Below are 18,592 nucleotides of genomic sequence, written 5' to 3' on the forward strand. Positions count from 1 at the left end.
ATCACGGACGGGGAAGGACGGGGCGCCCGACCGCGCTGTAGGAGGCGCAGGCGGCCGACGCGCCGACCTGGTGTCGGTGCGCCCTCCCGGGTACGGGTGCCCCATCCGGGCGACCTCCGAGCGAGCCCCGCCGACGCCCCGACTTCCCCTTGGACGTGAGGTATGACCAACCCCTTCTTCCCGGGCCCCTACGGGAGCCCGTTCGACGACTTCTTCGCCCGCTACCTGGGCGGCGAGCAGCGCACGCCGCGGCAGCGGGTGAGCCCCGTGCAGTTCCTCAGCCAGCAGGCCCGCGAGCTGGTGAACGCCGCGGCCGCGCAGGCCCTGGCCACCGGCAGCGCCGACCTCGACACCGAGCACCTGCTGTGGGCGATGACCGGCGACGAGACCGCGCGCGCCTTCCTGTCCCGCACGGGCACCGACCCCGACCGGCTGCGCACCGAGCTCGAGGAGCGGATGCCGCAGGGGACGCCGCAGGCCGAGCGGGCCGCCCTCACCCCGGCCGCCAAGCGGGTCCTGCTCGACGCCCACCAGGTGTCGCGGGCCCTGGGCTCCACCTACATCGGCCCCGAGCACCTGCTGTTCGCCCTCGCGGTCGACGCCGAGTCCCCGGGCGGGCGGGTGCTGCGCGAGCACGGGGTCACCCCCGAGGCGCTGCAGCAGGCGGCCACCGGCGGCGGCACGCCGGGCGGCGGCCGTCCCGGGCGGCCGGCCTCGAGCACCCCGACGCTCGACGAGTTCGGCCGCGACCTCACCGAGATGGCCCGCAACGGCCAGATCGACCCGGTCATCGGCCGCGAGTCCGAGATCGAGCAGACCGTCGAGGTCCTCTCGCGGCGCCGCAAGAACAACCCGGTGCTCATCGGCGAGGCCGGCGTCGGCAAGACCGCGATCGTCGAGGGCATCGCCGCCCAGATCGTCGAGGGCGACGTCCCGGAGACGCTGCGCGGCAAGCGCCTGGTCGAGCTCGACCTCACCGGCCTGGTGGCCGGCACCCGCTACCGCGGGGACTTCGAGGAGCGGCTCAAGAAGATCGTGGACGAGATCCGCGAGCACTCCGACGAGGTGGTCGTCTTCATCGACGAGCTGCACACCGTCGTCGGCGCGGGCGCGTCCGAGGGCTCCGGCGGCGCGGGCAACATGCTCAAGCCCGCCCTGGCCCGCGGCGAGCTGCACGTCATCGGCGCGACGACGCTCGACGAGTACCGCCGGAACATCGAGAAGGACGCCGCTCTCGAGCGCCGGTTCCAGCCGATCCTGGTGTCGGAGCCCAGCGTCGAGGACACCGTGCAGATCCTCTGCGGCCTGCGCGACCGCTACGAGGCCCACCACCAGGTGCGCTTCACCGACGACGCCGTCCGCGCCGCCGTCGAGCTCTCCGACCGCTACGTGACCGACCGGCACCTGCCGGACAAGGCCATCGACCTCATCGACCAGGCCGGCGCCCGCGTCCGCCGCCGGGTGAAGACCCCGCCGACGGACCTGCGCGGCCTCGAGCAGGAGGTCGAGCGGCTGCAGCGGGAGAAGGACCAGGCGGTCGCCGCCGAGCAGTACGAGCGCGCATCCGAGCTGCGCGACGAGCTCGCCACGGCGCAGCGCCGCCTGGAGGAGGCCCGCACCGGCGGCGGCCAGCCGGGCGTGCCCGAGGTCGGCGTCGAGGACGTCGCCGAGGTGGTCTCGCGGCAGACCGGCATCCCGGTGGCCCAGCTGACCCAGGAGGAGATGGCGCGGCTGCTGCAGCTCGAGGAGCGCCTGCACGAGCGGGTGGTCGGCCAGGACGACGCCGTCCGCGTGGTCTCCGAGGCCATCCGCCGGTCCCGCGTGGGCCTGGGCGACCCGGACCGGCCGATCGGCAGCTTCCTGTTCCTCGGCCCGACCGGCGTCGGCAAGACCGAGCTGGCCCGGGCCCTGGCCGACGCGATGTTCGGCGACTCCGACCGGATGATCCGGCTGGACATGAGCGAGTTCCAGGAGCGGCACACCGTCAGCCGCCTGGTCGGGTCCCCGCCCGGTTACGTCGGCTACGAGGACGCCGGTCAGCTGACCGAGGCGGTCCGCCGCCGGCCCTACTCGGTGGTGCTGCTCGACGAGATCGAGAAGGCGCACCCCGACGTCTTCAACACGCTGCTGCAGGTGCTCGACGACGGCCGGCTCACCGACTCGCAGGGCCGCACGGTCGACTTCACGAACACCGTGCTGATCATGACCAGCAACCTGGGGTCGGAGCTGATCCAGGGGCGCAACACCCCGCTCGGCTTCGGCACCGGTGACGGCGCCGCGGCCGACGCCGGCCTGCGGGACCGGCTCATGCGGCGGCTGCGGGAGTCGTTCCGGCCGGAGTTCCTCAACCGGATCGACGAGATCGTGGTGTTCCAGCAGCTGGAGAGCGAGCAGCTGCAGCAGATCACCCGGCTCCTGCTCGACGAGACCCGCCGGCGGCTGTCGGCGCAGGGCATCGAGGTGACCTTCACCGACGAGGCGGTCGCCTGGATCGCCGAGCGGGGCTTCGAGCCCTCGTTCGGGGCGCGCCCGCTGCGCCGGGCGATCCAGCGGGAGGTCGACAACCCGCTGGCCCGGCTGCTGCTCGACGGCCGCGCCGGGGCCGGCCGGCACGTCGTCGCCGACGTCCGGGACGGCGCCCTCGACCTGCGCGTCGAGGACCGCGAGCCGGCGGCGGCCGCCCGGGCCTGAGCCCGTCGTGACCTGCGCCACCCGGCCCCTGACCTGCACGGTCGGGGGCCGGGTGACTTAGGGGGACCTTGCTTGCAGGCCTCCCGAAATAGGACACAATCGTGTTGTGGAAAGCAGCGCGACGCAGGCGGGGACGGTGCGGGCCGACGACGTCCGCACCCGTGACCGCGTGCTCGCGCTGCTGCTCGAGCACGGTCCGCAGACCGCCAGCGAGCTGGCCGGCCGGCTGGGCGTCAGCCCCGCCGCCGTCCGGCGCCACCTCGACGCGCTGGCCGCCCAGGGCCGGGTCGAGGAGCGCGCGGCCGCGGGCGCGCACCGGGGGAGGGGCCGGCCCGCCCGGCACTTCCACCTCACCGACGCCGGCCGGTCCGGGTTCGCCCACGCCTACGACGACCTGGCGCTGACCGCGCTGCGGTACGTCGCGGCCTCCGGTGGTCCCGACGCCGTCCGCGCCGTCGCCGAGGCGCAGCTGGCCGGTCTCGAGCAGCGGGCCTCCGACGCCGTCGCCCGCGCGGCCGGTGCGCCGGTCGAGCGGGCCCGGGCGCTGGCCGAGGCGCTGACGGCCGAGGGCTACGCTGCCACGGCCTCGGCGATCTCCAGCGGCGGGCAGCTGTGCCAGCACCACTGCCCGGTCGCGCACGTGGCGGCGGAGTTCCCGCAGCTGTGCGAGGTCGAGACGGCGGTCATCGGCCGGCTGGTGGGCACCCACGTCCAGCGGCTGGCCACGATCGCCCACGGCGACGGCGTCTGCACCACCCACATCCCCGGGCCGCCTCGCAGCAGCGGAGGCGCCCGGGCTCACACCGGTGCGGGGAACAGAACGACCCCCGCACGCCCTGTACCCGGTGAGCGAGCAGCGCGAGTCGTCCCCCCACGACCCGGCCCCGCACCGTCCACCAGCACCCCCACGAACGACCGGGAGAGGACGCCCGCATGACCAGCACCCAGCAGCCGGTGACCGGCACGCCGCTGACGCAGGACGAGCAGATCGAGCAGCTCGGCCGCTACCAGTACGGCTGGGCCGACGCCGACGTCGCCGGGGCCTCCGCCCGACGCGGTCTCGACGAGGACGTCGTCCGGGACATCTCGGCGCGCAAGGACGAGCCCGAGTGGATGCTCGAGCGCCGCCTCAAGGCGCTCAAGCTCTTCGAGCGCAAGCCGATGCCCGACTGGGGGTCGGACCTCTCCGGCATCGACTTCCAGAACATCAAGTACTTCGTGCGCTCGACCGAGGCCCAGGCCGCCTCGTGGGACGAGCTGCCCGAGGACATCAAGAACACCTACGACAAGCTGGGCATCCCCGAGGCGGAGAAGCAGCGGCTGATCGCCGGCGTCGCGGCCCAGTACGAGTCCGAGGTCGTCTACCACAAGATCCGCGAGGACCTCGAGGAGCAGGGCGTCGTCTTCCTCGACACCGACACCGCCCTCAAGGAGCACCCGGACCTGTTCCGCGAGTACTTCGGCTCGGTCATCCCGTCCGGCGACAACAAGTTCGCCGCGCTGAACACCGCGGTGTGGTCGGGCGGCTCGTTCATCTACGTGCCGAAGGGCGTGCACGTCGAGATCCCGCTGCAGGCCTACTTCCGGATCAACACCGAGAACATGGGCCAGTTCGAGCGGACGCTGATCATCGTCGACGAGGGCGCCTACGTGCACTACGTCGAGGGCTGCACCGCGCCGATCTACAAGTCGGACTCGCTGCACTCCGCGGTCGTCGAGATCATCGTCAAGAAGAACGCGCGCTGCCGGTACACGACCATCCAGAACTGGTCGAACAACGTCTACAACCTGGTCACCAAGCGGGCGATCGCCCACGAGGGCGCGACCATGGAGTGGATCGACGGCAACCTCGGCTCCAAGGTCACCATGAAGTACCCGGCGGTCTGGATGACCGGCGAGCACGCCAAGGGCGAGGTCCTGTCCATCGCCTTCGCGGGCGAGGGCCAGCACCAGGACGCCGGCGCCAAGATGGTGCACGCCGCCCCGAACACCTCCTCGACCATCGTGTCGAAGTCGGTGGCCCGCGGCGGTGGCCGCACCTCCTACCGCGGCCTGGTGCAGATCGACGAGGGCGCGTCCGGCTCGAAGTCGACGGTCAAGTGCGACGCCCTGCTGGTCGACACGATCAGCCGGTCGGACACCTACCCCTACGTCGACGTCCGCGAGGACGACGTCGCCATGGGCCACGAGGCGACCGTCTCCCGGGTCAGCGAGGACCAGCTCTTCTACCTGATGAGCCGCGGCCTGTCCGAGGACGAGGCCATGGCGATGGTGGTCCGCGGGTTCGTCGAGCCGATCGCCCGCGAGCTGCCCATGGAGTACGCCCTCGAGCTCAACCGGCTCATCGAGCTGCAGATGGAAGGTGCCGTCGGCTGATGCCGGACCAGAACGCCCCCAGCACCACCGGTCTCACCACGGAGTCCGCCACCCTCGCCGGCGAGCTGTTCGGCGAGGGGGTGGGCACCCAGGCGGGCCCGCCGGCCGTCCCGGCGGCGGGCACCGGCACGGCCGGCCAGGCCGCGCCGGGCGCCCACTCGCACGGCGGCACCGCCCCGACCGGCTCGCCGGCCGAGCGGTTCACCTCGACCGACCCCGAGGCCTTCGGCGCGGTCACCGGCCGCGAGGAGGACTGGCGCTTCACCCCGATGCGCCGGATCCGCCCGCTGCTCGACGGCGCCCCCTCGGACGCGCACCTGGAGTGGGACACCGACCTGCCCGAGGGCGTCGAGCTGACCCGCGTGGAGGCCGACGACCCGCTGATCAAGGGCCTGCCTGAGCCGGTCGACCGGCTGGCGGCGCTCACCCGGCAGCGCAGCGGCGGCGCGGCCGTCGTCCGCGTGCCGGCGGAGGCCCGGCCCGACCGCCCGGTCACGCTGCGGCTGTCGGGCACCGGCTCGGACGACGTCGTGTGGGGCCAGCTCGTCGTCGAGGTCGGCGCGTTCGCGGAGGTGACCGTCGTCCTCGACCACGCGGGCCTCGCCCGGTACTCCGGCGGCGTGGCCGTGCTCGTCGGTGACGGCGCGCAGGTCACCGTCGTCTCGGTGCAGGAGTGGGCGCCCGGCGCGGTGCACGGCGGGCAGTACGACGCCGTCGTCGGCCGGGACGCCAGCTTCAAGCAGGTCGTGGTCACCCTCGGCGGCGACCTCGTCCGGCTGGTCAGCAACGTGCAGTACGCCGGCCCCGGCGGCACCGCGGAGCTGTTCGGCGTCTACTTCTCCGACGAGACGCAGCACCAGGAGCACCGGCTCTGGGTGGACCACGCGGTGCCCAACTGCACCAGCAACGTGCTCTACAAGGGTGCGCTGCAGGGCGAGGGCGCGCGCACGGTGTGGATCGGCGACGTCCGCATCCGCCCCGCGGCCACCGGCACCGACACCTACGAGCTCAACCGCAACCTGGTGCTCACCGACGGCGCCCGCGCCGACTCGGTGCCCAACCTGGAGATCGAGACCGGCGAGATCGTCGGCGCCGGTCACGCCAGCGCCACCGGCCGGTTCGACGACGAGCAGCTGTTCTACCTCTGCTCGCGCGGCATCGACGCGGAGACCGCCCGCCGCCTGGTCGTGCGCGGCTTCTTCGCCGACGTCGTCCAGCACATCGGGGTGGACGAGCTGCAGGACCGCCTGATGCGCTCCATCGAGACGCGCCTGGGCGCCCTGCCCGGCCTCGACGAGCAGCCGGTCGAGGTGGCCTGACCCATGGCCTTCGAGCGGGTCTGCGGGCTCTCCGACGTCCCCGAGAACGGGGCGCTGCGGGTGGAGCTCGCCGACGTCGACGTCGCCGTCGTCCGGTACGACGGCGACGTCTACGCGGTGCAGGACGTGTGCTCGCACGCCGAGGTCCCGCTGTCGGAGGGCGACGTCGAGGAGTTCGACGGCGCACCCACCATCGAGTGCTGGCTGCACGGGTCGTGCTTCGACCTGCGCACCGGCGAGCCCACCAACCTGCCGGCCACCGAGCCGGTCGACGTCTACCCGGTCCGCGTGGAGGGGGATGACGTCTACGTCGACACCGAGTCCGACGGGCGCCTCCCGCTCGCGGCCGGCAACTGAGGAGCGAGAGAAGAAGTGTCGGTTCTGGAGATCCGCGACCTGCACGTCACGGTCGGTGAGGGCGACGAGACCAAGGAGATCCTCCGCGGCGTCGACCTGACCGTCCGGTCGGGCGAGACGCACGCGATCATGGGCCCCAACGGCTCGGGCAAGTCGACCTTGGCGTACTCGATCGCCGGGCACCCGAAGTACACGATCACCGGCGGCACGGTGACCCTCGACGGCGAGGACGTCCTCGCGATGAGCGTCGACGAGCGCGCCCGCGCCGGCCTGTTCCTCGCCATGCAGTACCCGGTCGAGGTCCCCGGCGTCTCGGTGTCGAACTTCCTGCGCACCGCCGCCACCGCGGTCAAGGGCGAGGCCCCGAAGCTGCGCACCTGGGTCAAGGACGTCCGCGACGAGATGTCGGCGCTGGAGATGGACCCGGCGTTCGCCGAGCGCAACGTCAACGAGGGCTTCTCCGGCGGTGAGAAGAAGCGCCACGAGATCCTGCAGATGCGGCTGCTCAAGCCGAAGATCGCAATCCTCGACGAGACCGACTCCGGCCTCGACGTCGACGCGCTGCGGGTCGTCTCCGAGGGCGTCAACCGCACCCGCGAGGAGGGTGACGTCGGCGTCCTGCTGATCACCCACTACACGCGGATCCTCCGCTACATCACACCCGACTTCGTGCACGTGTTCGTCAACGGCAAGGTCGTCGACGAGGGCGGCAAGGAGCTCGCCGACAAGCTCGAGGCAGAGGGCTACGCCGCCTACGTCAAGGGCTCGAAGGAGACCGCGAAGGCATGACCTCGACCGCCTCGCGTCCCACGGGGACGCGTGTCCCGCTGCCCCTGGACGTCGAGGCGATCCGGGCGGACTTCCCGATCCTGTCGCGCACCGTGCGCGACGGGAAACGGCTGGTCTACCTCGACTCCGGCGCCACCGCGCAGAAGCCCCGCAGCGTCCTCGACGCCGAGCGCGACTTCTACGAGCGGATCAACGCCGCCCCGCACCGCGGCGCGCACCAGCTGGCCGAGGAGGCCACCGGCGCGTACGAGTCGGCGCGGGCGCGGATCGCGGCCTTCATCGGCGCCTCCGCCGAGGAGGTCGTCTTCACCCGCAACTCCACCGAGGCGATCAACCTCGTGGCGTACTCGCTGTCCAACGCGGTGACCGCCAAGGACCCGGCGCACCGCCGGTACGCCGTCGGCCAGGGCGACGAGATCGTCGTGACCGAGATGGAGCACCACGCCAACCTGGTGCCCTGGCAGCAGCTGTGCGAGCGCACCGGGGCGACCCTGCGCTGGCTCGGGCTCACCGACGACGGCCGGCTGGACCTGTCCGACCTGGACACCGTGGTCAACGAGCGGACCAAGCTCGTCGCGGTCACCCAGCAGTCGAACATCCTGGGCACGATCAACCCGCTCGGGCCGATCACGGCGCGGGCGCGGGAGGTCGGCGCGCTGGTGCTGGTCGACGGCGCGCAGTCGGTGCCGCACCAGCCGGTCGACGTCGCGGCGCTCGGCGCGGACTTCCTGGTGTTCTCCGGCCACAAGATGCTCGGGCCCACCGGCATCGGCGTGCTGTGGGGCCGCTACGACGTCCTCGACGCGCTGCCGCCGTTCCTCACCGGCGGGTCGATGATCGAGGTCGTGCGGATGGAGGGCAGCACCTTCATGCCGCCGCCGCAGCGGTTCGAGGCCGGCGTGCCGATGACCGCCCAGGCCATCGGCCTCGGCGCCGCCGTCGACTACCTGCAGGCGCTCGGCATGGCGAACGTGCAGGCGCACGAGGAGGCGCTGACCGCCTACGCGCTCGAGCAGCTGCAGGCGGTCCCCGGCGTCACCGTGATCGGCCCGCCGGACACCGTCGCCCGCGGCGGCGCGGTGTCCTTCACCGTCGAGGGCATCCACCCGCACGACGTCGGCCAGGTCCTCGACGACGTCGGCATCGCCGTCCGGGTGGGGCACCACTGCGCGTGGCCGGTGGTCCGGCGCTACGGCGTCCCGGCCACCACCCGGGCCACCTTCTACGTGCACACCGGGTACGACGACGTCGACGCGCTCGTGGAAGGCGTGCGGGCCGCGCAGCGTTTCTTCGGTGTGACGCCGGAGGAGGCAACCGCCTGATGCAGCTCGAGTCGATGTACCAGGACATCATCCTGGACCACTACCGCAACCCCCACGGCCGCGGACTGCGCGACCCGTTCGACGCCGAGGTGCACCACGTCAACCCGACCTGCGGGGACGAGGTGACCCTGCGGGTGCACCTGGACGGCGAGACGATCGCCGACGTGTCCTACGAGGGCATGGGCTGCTCGATCAGCCAGGCCTCGGTCTCGGCGATGTACGACCTCGTCGTCGGCCGCCCGGTCACCGACGCGCTGGCCACCGGCGACTCGTTCATGACGCTCATGCAGTCCAAGGGCGACTCCACGGTGGCCGAGCAGCTCGAGGACGAGCTCGAGGACGCCGTCGCCTTCGCCGGGGTGTCGAAGTACCCCGCCCGCATCAAGTGCGCGCTGATGAGCTGGATGGCCCTCAAGGACGCCTCCGCCCGCGCGCTGGCCGCCACCCCCACTGGAGGACAGGCATGAGCGAGACCACCGAGAACACCGCCCCCGAGCTCCCGGCCTACAAGTCGGCGCTGCTCGAGGACGTCGAGGAGGCCATGCGCGACGTCGTCGACCCCGAGCTGGGGGTCAACGTCGTCGACCTGGGCCTGGTCTACGGCATCGACGTCGCCGAGGACGGCGACTCGCAGGTCGCCGTCCTGGACATGACGCTCACCTCGGCGGCCTGCCCGCTGACCGACGTCATCGAGGACCAGGCGCGCGCCGCGCTGACCGGCGGCCCCGGCCCCGGCCTGGTCGACGACGTCCGGATCAACTGGGTCTGGATGCCGCCGTGGGGTCCGGACAAGATCACCGACGACGGGCGCGAGCAGCTGCGCGCCCTCGGCTTCCGGGTCTGATCGAGGGACCGTCTGCCCCGCACGACACGCTCCGCGTGCCGCGGGACCCCGCGGCCGCGCCGGACCAGCCCGACTGAGGGTCCGCGATCCCCTCGCCGGACTCCTCGATGGGCCCCCGGGGACGACCCGGCGGCCCACGCGAGCGTCGTGACACTGCCCGCGCCCCTCGGGGCGCGGGCAGTCCTCGTCGGGGGGACCGTCCGGCACGTCGTCGCCGCCGACGTCGACCCGGACCGGGTCGCCCGCCGGTGGCCCCGGACCGGCCGGCCCTGCCGCTGGGCGCCCGCTCCTCTCGCCGCTGCGCGCGTTCCCGAGCCCGGGCCACCGGGCGGTGTGCGCGGAGTCGCTGTCCGGCTCCCGAGCCGGGCGCGGGTTGTCCGTGGCGCACCATCGGGTAGGGCGCCAGCGGGCTGCGCACTCCGCCCGAGGAGGACGGCATGAACGAGACCTTCCGGCTGGGCCGCATCGCCGGCATCCGGGTCGGCGTCAACGCCAGCGTCCTGGTGATCGTGGCGATCATCGCCGCCGGCCTGGCACTGGGGCGCTTCCCCCTGGTGCTGCCCGGCCGCAGCGGCCTCGCGTACGCGGCCGCCGCCCTGGTGGCCGCGGCCGCCTTCCTCGCCTCGCTCCTCGCGCACGAGCTGGCCCACGCGGTGGTCGCCCGGCGCAACGGCGTGGAGGTCGAGGGCATCACGCTGTGGCTGCTGGGTGGGGTGGCCCGGCTGCGCGGCGGCGCACGGACCCCCGGGGCGGAGTTCCGCATCGCCGGCGTCGGCCCGCTGACCAGCCTCGTCCTCGGCGGGCTGGCCATGGCGGCCGCCGTCCTGGCGCGGGTCGCCGGCGCCGGCGGGCTGCCCGTGGCCGTCCTGGACTACCTCGCGGTCATCAACGTCTCGCTGGCCCTGTTCAACCTCGTCCCGGCGGCCCCGCTCGACGGCGGGCGGCTGCTGCGGGCGCTGCTGTGGTGGCGGCGCGGGGACCCGTGGTCCTCGGCGGTGACGGCGTCCCGGGCGGGGCGGTTCTTCGGGTTCGCGCTCGTCGCCCTCGGCGCCCTGCAGCTGGTCACCGGCCGCGGCCTGGGCGGGCTGTGGCTGGGTCTGATCGGCCTGTTCCTCGTCAACGCCGCGACCGCCGAGGAGCAGCAGGCCCGCGCGTCCGCACGGCTGGGCGGGCTGCCGGTGGGCCGGGTGATGAGCGGCCCGGTGCTGACCGCCGACCCCGACCAGCCGGTCGACCGATTCCTGTACGAGGTGGCCCTGGCGCACCGGTTCAGCACCTACCCGCTGGTCGGCCCCGGCGGGGCGCTGGTCGGTCTCGTGACCCTCAACCGGCTGCGGTCGGTACCGGCATCCGCCCGGGCGACGACGCGGCTGCGTGACGTCGCCTGCCCGCCGTCGGAGGTCCCGACCGCCCGCCCGGAGGAGCCACTGCTGGACCTGCTGGGGCGCATGGAGGGCTGCAGCGACGGGCGAGCCGTGGTGCTCGACGGCGGCCGCGTGGTCGGCGTCGTGTCCCCGAGCGACGTCACGCGGACCCTGCAGCTGGCCGACCTGGCCGCGGCCGGCCGGTACCCCGGCGCCGGTGGGGGAGCCGACGTCGCCCGGGTGCCGGGCCCCGGACCCGGCTGACCACCGGCCGGGGGTCAGCGCATCTCCGACAGCCGCGCGCCGAAGCCCGCGACCGGGCGCAGCTCGCGGCGGGCGCCGAGGGCCAGCAGGCCCGCGCCGGCGACGAGGACCCCGGCCAGCGGCAGCGGCAGGGCCTCCACCGCCAGCCCCACGCCGAGCGCGACCGCCGTGGCCGCGCCGACGACCAGCGGCGCCCGCACCGCGGCGCGCGCACCGAGCGCCATGACCGCGGCCGCGGCGAGCAGCACCAGCAGCGGGCGCAGCGCGCCGGGCTGCACCACCGCGGCCACCGTCGACGGCGCCGCCGCGGCCACCAGACCCGGACCCCACACCGGCCAGGACGGGCCGTCGAACAGGCGCGGCCCGGCCGCCACCAGCAGCGCCGCGGCGGCCGGCAGGCTCCAGGCCTCGACCACGGCCGTGCCGGTCAGCGCGGCCAGCGTCCACCCCGCAGCGCCCAGCTCCAGCGCGCCGGTGCGCCAGGCCGCCTCGGCCTCGCCCCCTCGGGCCGCCGGCGCCGCCCAGGCGCAGACCAGCACGCCCTGCACGGCCAGCTGCGCCGCGAGCGGACCCCACGCGGCGGAGACGGCCAGGACCACCAGCGCCGCACCCGCGCAGACGGCGCCGACCGTGCCGGTCGCACCGCGGACGTCGGCGGCCAGCGCGGGCCGGGCGGCCAGCGTTCCGGCGAACAGCCCGGTGAGCGCCGCGGCGGCCGCGCCGGCGGAGAGCAGCCCCGCCGGCACCGCGAGCAGCGCCGCGGCCGCGAGGCAGCCGACGGCCGCGGGCAGCGCCCGGGCCCGCTCGTCCCGGCGGGCCGCCGCGACACCGGCCGCGGGCAGCGCGATCAGCACCAGCAGCGCGACCAGGGCCGGCCAGCGCGCGGCCGCGACCAGCTGGGCCACCGCCGGCACCACCAGGACGAGCCCCGCGGCGGTCGCGGCGGGCAGCAGCAGCCCCCGGCGCCAGCCGGTCAGCGTGGCCGCGGCCACGCTCGCGAGCAGCACGCCGAGCCAGCCCGCGAGCGGGAGCGGGACCGGCCCGTCGGTGGACAGCGCCGCACCCACCGCCCCGCCGGCGACCAGGCCCGCGACCCCGGGGACCAGCCGCGGCGGCCCGAGCAGCGGCTCGACCGCGCGCTCCAGCCGCACGAGCAGCAGCCCGGCCGCCGCGGCGACGGTCAGGCCGGCCGCGACCCAGCGGGCGGCGCCGGCACCGGTGGCGGCGCCGACCAGCCCGCCGGCTGCCCCGGCGACGAACCAGGGCGCGGTGGTCACCAGGGCGACGCGGGCCAGCGGGCGCCGCGCCGTCAGGGTGACCGCGAGCCCGGCCAGCGCGACGCCGAGCAGCAGCGCGGTGCGCGGCAGGCCCGCGGGCACCAGGGCGAGCGACCGCAGGGCCGCCACCTGCAGCGCCAGCCAGGCGCCGAGCGGCCAGCTCAGCGGCCGGGGGAGCAGCACCCGCAGGCTGAGCAGCAGGACGGCCAGGCCCAGCGCCGGCAGCGGCCCGCCGTCGGCGGTGCGCTCCCCGCCGGCGGCTCCGGTCAGCGCGAGTGCGACCGCGGCCGCGGCGCACGCCTCCTCGGTGCTGCGCAGCCGGGCCCGGGCGGCCCACGCCGCGGCGCACGCGGCGACCAGCGCCAGCAGCAGGACGCCGATCCGGGCGACCCCGCCCGCCAGCGACGGCCCGGCCAGCGCCGTGGCCACCAGCAGGACCACCCCGACGCCGAGGATCACCTGCGGCGGCCGCAGCCGGGCGGGCAGCGAGGGCAGGGGCGGGCCGGGATCGACGCGGGCCGCTCCCGGCGGGCCCGCGTAGGGCAGGGGTGGCAGCGGCGCGCCCGTCATCGCCGTCCCCCCTCGCGCCCGGCCGTCGGGCCTCACGCTAGGGGCGGTCAGCGCATCTGCGCGACCCAGGCCACCGCCTCCCGTGCCTGCTGCCGGCGCCGCTCGTAGGTGGCCCCGACGACCAGCAGGAGCAGGCCCGCGGTGGCCAGCGTGACCCAGCGCGGCACGAGCGGCGCGTAGGGCGCCAGCCGGCCGAGCGTCACCACCAGCAGGGCACCGGCCCCGAGGACGAACGGCGCCTGCCGGTGGGTGAGCGCCCCCGCGACGGTCAGCCCGGCCGCCGCGGCGACCACCCCGACCAGCCGCAGCGGCGCCGGGTCGGCCACGGCGACGACCGCCGACGGCAGCAGCGCGACGGCCACCGCGGCGCCCTCGGCGGCCCAGGAGGCTGCTCCCGTGCGCAGCGCCGGGAGCGCGAGCAGCAGCAGCCCCGCCGCGGCCGGCAGCGTGTAGACCTCCGGCGTGCGGATCTCCGCACCCGCCGCGGCGATCCACCCGGCGAGCACGAGGTCGGCCACCGCGAGGACGGCGGCGAGGCGGCGCCGGGCGACGACGGCGTAGCAGCCGGCGGCCGCCCCGGCCACGGCGAGGTCGACCGCGACCTGCCCCCACGCCCCGGCGCTGCCGGCGGTGATCCCGGCGGCCACGGCGAGGACCGCGCCGGTGCCTGCGGCGGCGACCTCCTCGGGCCGCGCGGCGCGGGCCGTGGCGACGGCGAACGCGGCGGCGGCGACGAGCGCGAGCAGGAGGCCCGCGACCCCGGGGGAGAGCAGGCCACCCCCCGAGGCGATCAGGACGGCACCGCCGGGTGCGGCCAGCGCGGTCCCGGTCGCCGCGGCGCGGACCCCGGGGCGCAGCACCGCGGCGAGGACGGCCGGGACGGCGGCGGCCAGCACCAGCAGGGCCAGCGGCGCGGGGTGGTCGCCGTCGGCGAGGACGCCGGCGCCGGCGGCGGTCAGCGCGCCCCCGCCGGCGAGCAGCGCCGCCGGCGCGGACCCGGCGACCGACGGCGGCGCGGCGGTGGTGAGCAGGACCAGGCCCAGCCCGCCCGCCGCGACGGTCCCCGCCACACCGAGCCCGCTCAGCGACCCGGCCAGGGCCAGGGCCGCGACCCCCGCCGCGCCGGCCGCGGCGGCGCGCGGCTCCGGCAGGAACGGCGCCAGCCGCGGCTCCCGCAGCAGGGCGCCGGCGACGGCCGCGGCCACCACGAGGACGCCGGTGGCGACCCACCCGTCGACCGCACCGCCGTCCCAGGCCAGCGGGACGCCGAGGAGCACCCCGGCGCCTCCGGTCAGGGCGCCCAGCCCGAGCGCGACCCGCTGCAGGGCCGGGCGCAGCAGGAGCAGCGCCAGGACGTCGACCAGCGCGGTGGCGAGCAGGACCGCGACCCCCGCGCCGCCGTCGGCCACCCCGAGGGGCAGCAGCAGCCAGCCGGCCGGCTGGGCGGCGAGCAGGGCGACCAGCGGCCAGGTGACCGTGCTGCGCGTGCCGCGGCCGAGGGCCAGGGCCACGGCCGCGACCGCGACGCAGGACAGCCCGCCCCACAGCCGGGGCGGCACGGCGTCGGCACCCCAGAGGCCGAGCGCGTGCGCGGCGGCGAGGTCGACCGCCAGCAGCGCGGCCCCGGCGCCGGCCAGCGCCTCCTCGGTGGCCCGCAGGCCGCGGCGGGCGCTCCACGCCGAGGCCGCGCAGGCGGCGGCGGTGACCGTGGCCATGACCGCGGCCTGGAAGGTCACGCCCAGCCGGCTCCAGGCCACCGCCACGAACGCGATGGCCGCGGCGACCACGAGCAGCGCGCCCAGGCCCAGCAGCACCTGCTGCGGGCTCAGCCGCCGCCGCGGGGACGGTGGCTGCGGGAGCGGTGGCGTACCGGGCGGCGCCACGGGCGCGGGCGGCGGCGCCCAGGCGGGGGCCGGAGCGGGCGCGGGCGCGGGCGCCCAGGCCGGGGCCGGAGCGGGCGGAGGGGCGGGGGCCGGGCCCGGGGCCGCGGCGCGCAGGGTGGCCACCAGGGCGTCCCGCTCGCGGGCGAACTCGTCGATGGTCGCGCCGAGCCGGGCCACCACCGTGGCCGCCTGCGCGACGGCGGGCAGGCCGCACGTCCCGCAGGGCGCCGGGGCGGGCGCGGCCGGCGTGCCGCAGACGGGACAGGGCAGACCCCAGGAGGGCCCGGACCAGGAGGGATCGGTCACGGGCGGATGGTGACGCGCCGCGGGCGCCGGCGGTAGCGATCTCGCCCGGACTGTGGACGGACGGGGGTGCCGTGGACGTCACCCGGCAATCCGCTCCGGTTCCGGGACGAGAGGGCCTACCCTGGGATCAGTGATCACGACGACCGGCCTCGAACTGCGCGCCGGCGCCCGCATCCTCCTCAGCGACGTCAGCCTGCGCGTGCAGCCGGGCGACCGCATCGGTCTGGTCGGGCGCAACGGCGCCGGCAAGACCACCACGCTCACCACGCTCGCGGGTGAGCGCCTGCCGCACGCCGGCAAGGTCGAGGTGACCGGCGAGATCGGCTACCTCCCGCAGGACCCGCGCAGCGGCGACCTCGACATCACCGCCAGCGACCGCGTGCTGTCCGGCCGCGGCCTCGACGTCCTCAAGGCCCAGCTGGTCAAGGCGCAGGTCGCCATGGCCGAGCCCGCCGACGACGCCGAGCGCGACCGCGCCGTCCGCCGGTACGGGCGGCTCGAGGACCAGTTCGCCGCGCTGGGCGGGTACGCCGCCGAGAGCGACGCCGCGCGCATCTGCACCGCCCTCGGCCTGCCCGACCGGGTCATGGGCCAGCCGCTGCGCACCCTGTCGGGCGGCCAGCGGCGGCGCGTGGAGCTCGCCCGCATCCTGTTCTCGGACGCCGAGACGCTGCTGCTCGACGAGCCCACCAACCACCTCGACGCCGACTCGATCGCCTGGCTCAAGACGTTCCTCGCCGCGCACAAGGGCGGGCTGATCGTCATCAGCCACGACGTCGAGCTGCTCGACGCCGTCGTCAACAAGGTGTGGCACCTGGACGCCAACCGGGCCACCGTCGACGTCTACAACCTCGGCTGGAAGCCCTACCTCGCCCAGCGGGAGACCGACGAGCGGCGCCGCAAGCAGGAGCGGGCCAACACCGAGCGCAAGATCGACGCGCTGACCGCGCAGGCGGACAAGATGCGCGCCAAGGCCACCAAGGCCAGGGCCGCGCAGAGCATGGACAAGCGCGCCGCGCGGCTGGCCGCCGGGCTGGAGGAGGTCCGCGTCCAGGACCGGGTGGCCAAGCTGCGGTTCCCGACGCCGGCGCCGTGCGGGCGGACCCCGCTCACCGCGGAGGGGCTGTCCAAGAGCTACGGCTCGCTCGAGGTGTTCACCGACGTCGACCTCGCCGTCGACCGGGGCGCGCGGGTCGTCGTCCTCGGGCTGAACGGGGCGGGGAAGACGACGCTGCTGCGGATGCTGGCCGGCACCGAGGTCCCCGACACCGGCGAGGTGCTGCCGGGCCACGGGCTGCGGATCGGCTACTACGCGCAGGAGCACGAGACGCTCGACCACGACCGCTCGCTGCTGGAGAACATGCGCGCGGCCGCGCCGCAGAGCACCGACACCGAGCTGCGGCGCATCCTCGGCGCCTTCCTCTTCTCCGGCGACGCCGCCGACCAGCGCGCCGGCACGCTGTCCGGCGGGGAGAAGACCCGGCTGGCGATGGCCACGCTCGTCGTCTCCGGCGCCAACGTGCTGCTGCTCGACGAGCCGACCAACAACCTCGACCCGGCCAGCCGCGAGCAGGTGCTCGACGCGCTGCGCACCTACACCGGCGCCATCGTGCTGGTCACACACGACGAGGGCGCGGTCCGCGCGCTCGACCCGGACAAGGTCATCCTGCTGCCCGACGGCACCGAGGACGCCTGGAGCGAGGACCTCGCCGACCTCGTGGAGCTCGCGTAGCGCTCCTGGCGGCCGGGACGACGGGCGGCGCAGCGCTGGACCTGCCCGGTGCCGGCGTGGTGGACGTCCTCGTCGCGGCGCAGCCGCGGGCGTCCACCACCGTCGCCGGCCACGGCACCCACCCGAGGGTGCTCGCGGACGTCGAGGCGGCGTCGGTCGAGGACCTCGAGGAGGCGCTCACCGGGGCGTGGCCGAGCCGCGCCCCGCGCCGGCTGCGCGGGCACCTGCCCGGCGGGTGACCGTCCGGGCCGGCCCTCCGCGCCCGCCGCGGGACGGCTCGCCGGGAAGTTGTCATTCGCGTGGCCGAGCCGCGCGGGCTGGGTGATCATCGGTGCGGGAGGCCGGCGTCACGGGGACGGCGGCACCACGCGAGCCAGCACCCGACCGGGCCGGCACCCCTCGCCGGTCCCGGCGGCTGCGACGGAGGGGAGTCATGGCCGACTCGAGCACGGACCTCGGCAAGGGCAAGCGCATCACCGGTGGGGACCGCACCACCCTGGCGGACGAGCTGAAGAAGCGGTACGACGGCGGGGAGAGCATCCGCTCCCTGGCCACCTCGACGAACCGGTCCTACGGGTTCGTGCACCGGCTCCTGTCGGAGTCCGGTGCCACGCTGCGCAGCCGTGGCGGGGCGAACCGGAACAGCAAGAAGACCGCGTGACGGCGGCCGACGCCGACGGCTGGGTCCGCACCAGCCGGGACGGCGCCGTCCTCACCGTCACGCTCGACCGACCCGACCAGCTCAACGCCCAGACGCCGGCCACCTGGGCGGCGCTGGCGGCCGTGGGCGCCTCGCTCGACGACGACGTGCGCGTGGTCGTCGTGCGGGGCAGCGGCCGCTCCTTCTCCGCCGGCCTGGACCGCAGCCTGTTCGGCGCCGACCCGTCGACCCCCGGCGGGCTCGGCGAGCTGGGCACGATGCCGGCCGAGCTCGCCCAGGAGCGGATCCGCGGGTACCAGGGCGGCTTCCGGTGGCTGCGCTCGCCGGGGATCGTCTCGGTGGCCGCGGTGCAGGGGCACGCGATCGGCGCCGGCGCGCAGCTGGCGCTCGCCTGCGACCTGCGGGTGATGACCGACGACGCGTCGCTGCGGCTCCCCGAGGCGACGCTCGGCCTCGTCCCCGACCTCACCGGCACGAGCACGCTGGCGGAGCTGGTGGGCTACGCGCGGGCGATGGAGGTCTGCGTGACCGGCCGGCCGGTGCCGGCGGCGGAGGCGCTGGCGTGGGGCATCGCGAACGCCGTCGTCCCGGCCGCGGAGCTCGACGGGGCGGTGGCGACGCTGGTCGCCGCGCTCACCGCGCCACCGGCGGGAGCGGTCCGGGAGACCGCGGCGCTGGTGCGCTCGGCCGTCCGCAACCCCCCGGAGGCGCAGGACGCGGCCGAGCGGGCCGCGCAGTCCCGGCGGCTGGCCGAGCTGGCGGGGCTGGCGCGCCGCTGAGGGATCCGGAACAGGAGGGGACCGGCCGCTGTTGGACCGGCGGCCGGTCCCCGTCCGG

General features: G+C 75.9%; 16 protein-coding genes. 14 read left to right on the forward strand and 2 right to left on the reverse strand.

Going from position 1 to position 18,592, the window contains the following annotated elements; genetic code table 11:
- Positions 1-162 precede the first annotated feature (162 nt).
- From ACI79Z_RS13905 to ACI79Z_RS13950, 10 genes are all read left to right on the forward strand, one after another.
- Positions 163-2,691: an ATP-dependent Clp protease ATP-binding subunit gene (locus ACI79Z_RS13905; RefSeq protein WP_456902957.1), complete on the forward strand. Its 2,529-nt coding sequence runs from the start codon at positions 163-165 to the stop codon at positions 2,689-2,691.
- Between the two features lie 106 nt (positions 2,692-2,797).
- Positions 2,798-3,628, forward strand: coding sequence for a helix-turn-helix transcriptional regulator (locus ACI79Z_RS13910; protein WP_387992936.1), 831 nt, complete (start codon positions 2,798-2,800; stop codon positions 3,626-3,628).
- Positions 3,625-5,067, forward strand: a complete 1,443-nt coding sequence (gene sufB, locus ACI79Z_RS13915; protein ID WP_387992934.1) for a Fe-S cluster assembly protein SufB — start codon at positions 3,625-3,627, stop codon at positions 5,065-5,067. The genes ACI79Z_RS13910 and sufB overlap by 4 nt, the downstream gene beginning before the upstream one ends.
- On the forward strand, positions 5,067-6,386 hold the full coding sequence (gene sufD / locus ACI79Z_RS13920) for a Fe-S cluster assembly protein SufD (RefSeq protein ID WP_387992932.1): 1,320 nt from the start codon (positions 5,067-5,069) through the stop codon (positions 6,384-6,386). Before sufB ends, sufD begins: the two co-directional genes overlap by 1 nt.
- 3 nt (positions 6,387-6,389) lie before the next feature.
- Positions 6,390-6,743, forward strand: coding sequence for a non-heme iron oxygenase ferredoxin subunit (locus ACI79Z_RS13925; protein ID WP_387992930.1), 354 nt, complete (start codon positions 6,390-6,392; stop codon positions 6,741-6,743).
- 15 nt (positions 6,744-6,758) lie between these two features.
- Positions 6,759-7,532 carry a Fe-S cluster assembly ATPase SufC gene (gene sufC, locus ACI79Z_RS13930; protein WP_387992927.1) on the forward strand — a complete coding sequence of 258 codons (774 nt, stop codon included), beginning with the start codon at positions 6,759-6,761 and terminating at the stop codon, positions 7,530-7,532.
- Positions 7,529-8,854 (forward strand): cysteine desulfurase, encoded by a 1,326-nt coding sequence (locus ACI79Z_RS13935; RefSeq protein WP_456902958.1) that lies wholly within the window; start codon positions 7,529-7,531, stop codon positions 8,852-8,854. Before sufC ends, ACI79Z_RS13935 begins: the two co-directional genes overlap by 4 nt.
- Positions 8,854-9,321 carry a Fe-S cluster assembly sulfur transfer protein SufU gene (sufU, locus tag ACI79Z_RS13940; RefSeq protein WP_387992921.1) on the forward strand — a complete coding sequence of 156 codons (468 nt, stop codon included), beginning with the start codon at positions 8,854-8,856 and terminating at the stop codon, positions 9,319-9,321. The genes ACI79Z_RS13935 and sufU overlap by 1 nt, the downstream gene beginning before the upstream one ends.
- Entirely contained in the window at positions 9,318-9,698 is a 381-nt protein-coding gene (locus ACI79Z_RS13945) for a metal-sulfur cluster assembly factor (RefSeq protein ID WP_387992918.1), read from the forward strand. The genes sufU and ACI79Z_RS13945 overlap by 4 nt, the downstream gene beginning before the upstream one ends.
- A gap of 437 nt (positions 9,699-10,135) precedes the next feature.
- Positions 10,136-11,326, forward strand: coding sequence for a site-2 protease family protein (locus ACI79Z_RS13950; protein WP_387992915.1), 1,191 nt, complete (start codon positions 10,136-10,138; stop codon positions 11,324-11,326).
- Between the two features lie 14 nt (positions 11,327-11,340).
- Here the strand turns inward: ACI79Z_RS13950 and ACI79Z_RS13955 are convergent, their stop codons facing one another.
- A complete protein-coding gene (locus ACI79Z_RS13955; RefSeq protein WP_456902959.1) occupies positions 11,341-13,173 on the reverse strand; it encodes an SCO7613 C-terminal domain-containing membrane protein in 1,833 nt (610 codons plus the stop codon).
- Positions 13,174-13,220: 47 nt separating this feature from the next.
- Positions 13,221-15,362 carry an SCO7613 C-terminal domain-containing membrane protein gene (locus ACI79Z_RS13960; RefSeq protein WP_456902960.1) on the reverse strand — a complete coding sequence of 714 codons (2,142 nt, stop codon included), beginning with the start codon at positions 15,360-15,362 and terminating at the stop codon, positions 13,221-13,223.
- Positions 15,363-15,492: 130 nt separating this feature from the next.
- On the opposite strand from ACI79Z_RS13960, the gene ACI79Z_RS13965 reads away from it, so the two are divergent.
- The 4 genes from ACI79Z_RS13965 to ACI79Z_RS13980 all read left to right on the forward strand — a co-directional run bounded on the left by ACI79Z_RS13965 (position 15,493) and on the right by ACI79Z_RS13980 (position 18,534).
- Positions 15,493-17,094: an ABC-F family ATP-binding cassette domain-containing protein gene (locus ACI79Z_RS13965; protein WP_456902961.1), complete on the forward strand. Its 1,602-nt coding sequence runs from the start codon at positions 15,493-15,495 to the stop codon at positions 17,092-17,094.
- 56 nt (positions 17,095-17,150) lie between these two features.
- Positions 17,151-17,333 (forward strand): hypothetical protein, encoded by a 183-nt coding sequence (locus tag ACI79Z_RS13970; protein ID WP_387992904.1) that lies wholly within the window; start codon positions 17,151-17,153, stop codon positions 17,331-17,333.
- A gap of 194 nt (positions 17,334-17,527) precedes the next feature.
- Complete coding sequence (locus ACI79Z_RS13975) at positions 17,528-17,755, forward strand: helix-turn-helix domain-containing protein (RefSeq protein WP_387992902.1); 228 nt, start codon at positions 17,528-17,530, stop codon at positions 17,753-17,755.
- Complete coding sequence (locus ACI79Z_RS13980) at positions 17,752-18,534, forward strand: enoyl-CoA hydratase/isomerase family protein (RefSeq protein WP_456902962.1); 783 nt, start codon at positions 17,752-17,754, stop codon at positions 18,532-18,534. Before ACI79Z_RS13975 ends, ACI79Z_RS13980 begins: the two co-directional genes overlap by 4 nt.
- The last annotated feature ends 58 nt before the right edge of the window (positions 18,535-18,592 follow it).

It is taken from the genome of Geodermatophilus sp. SYSU D00663 (assembly GCF_054050655.1).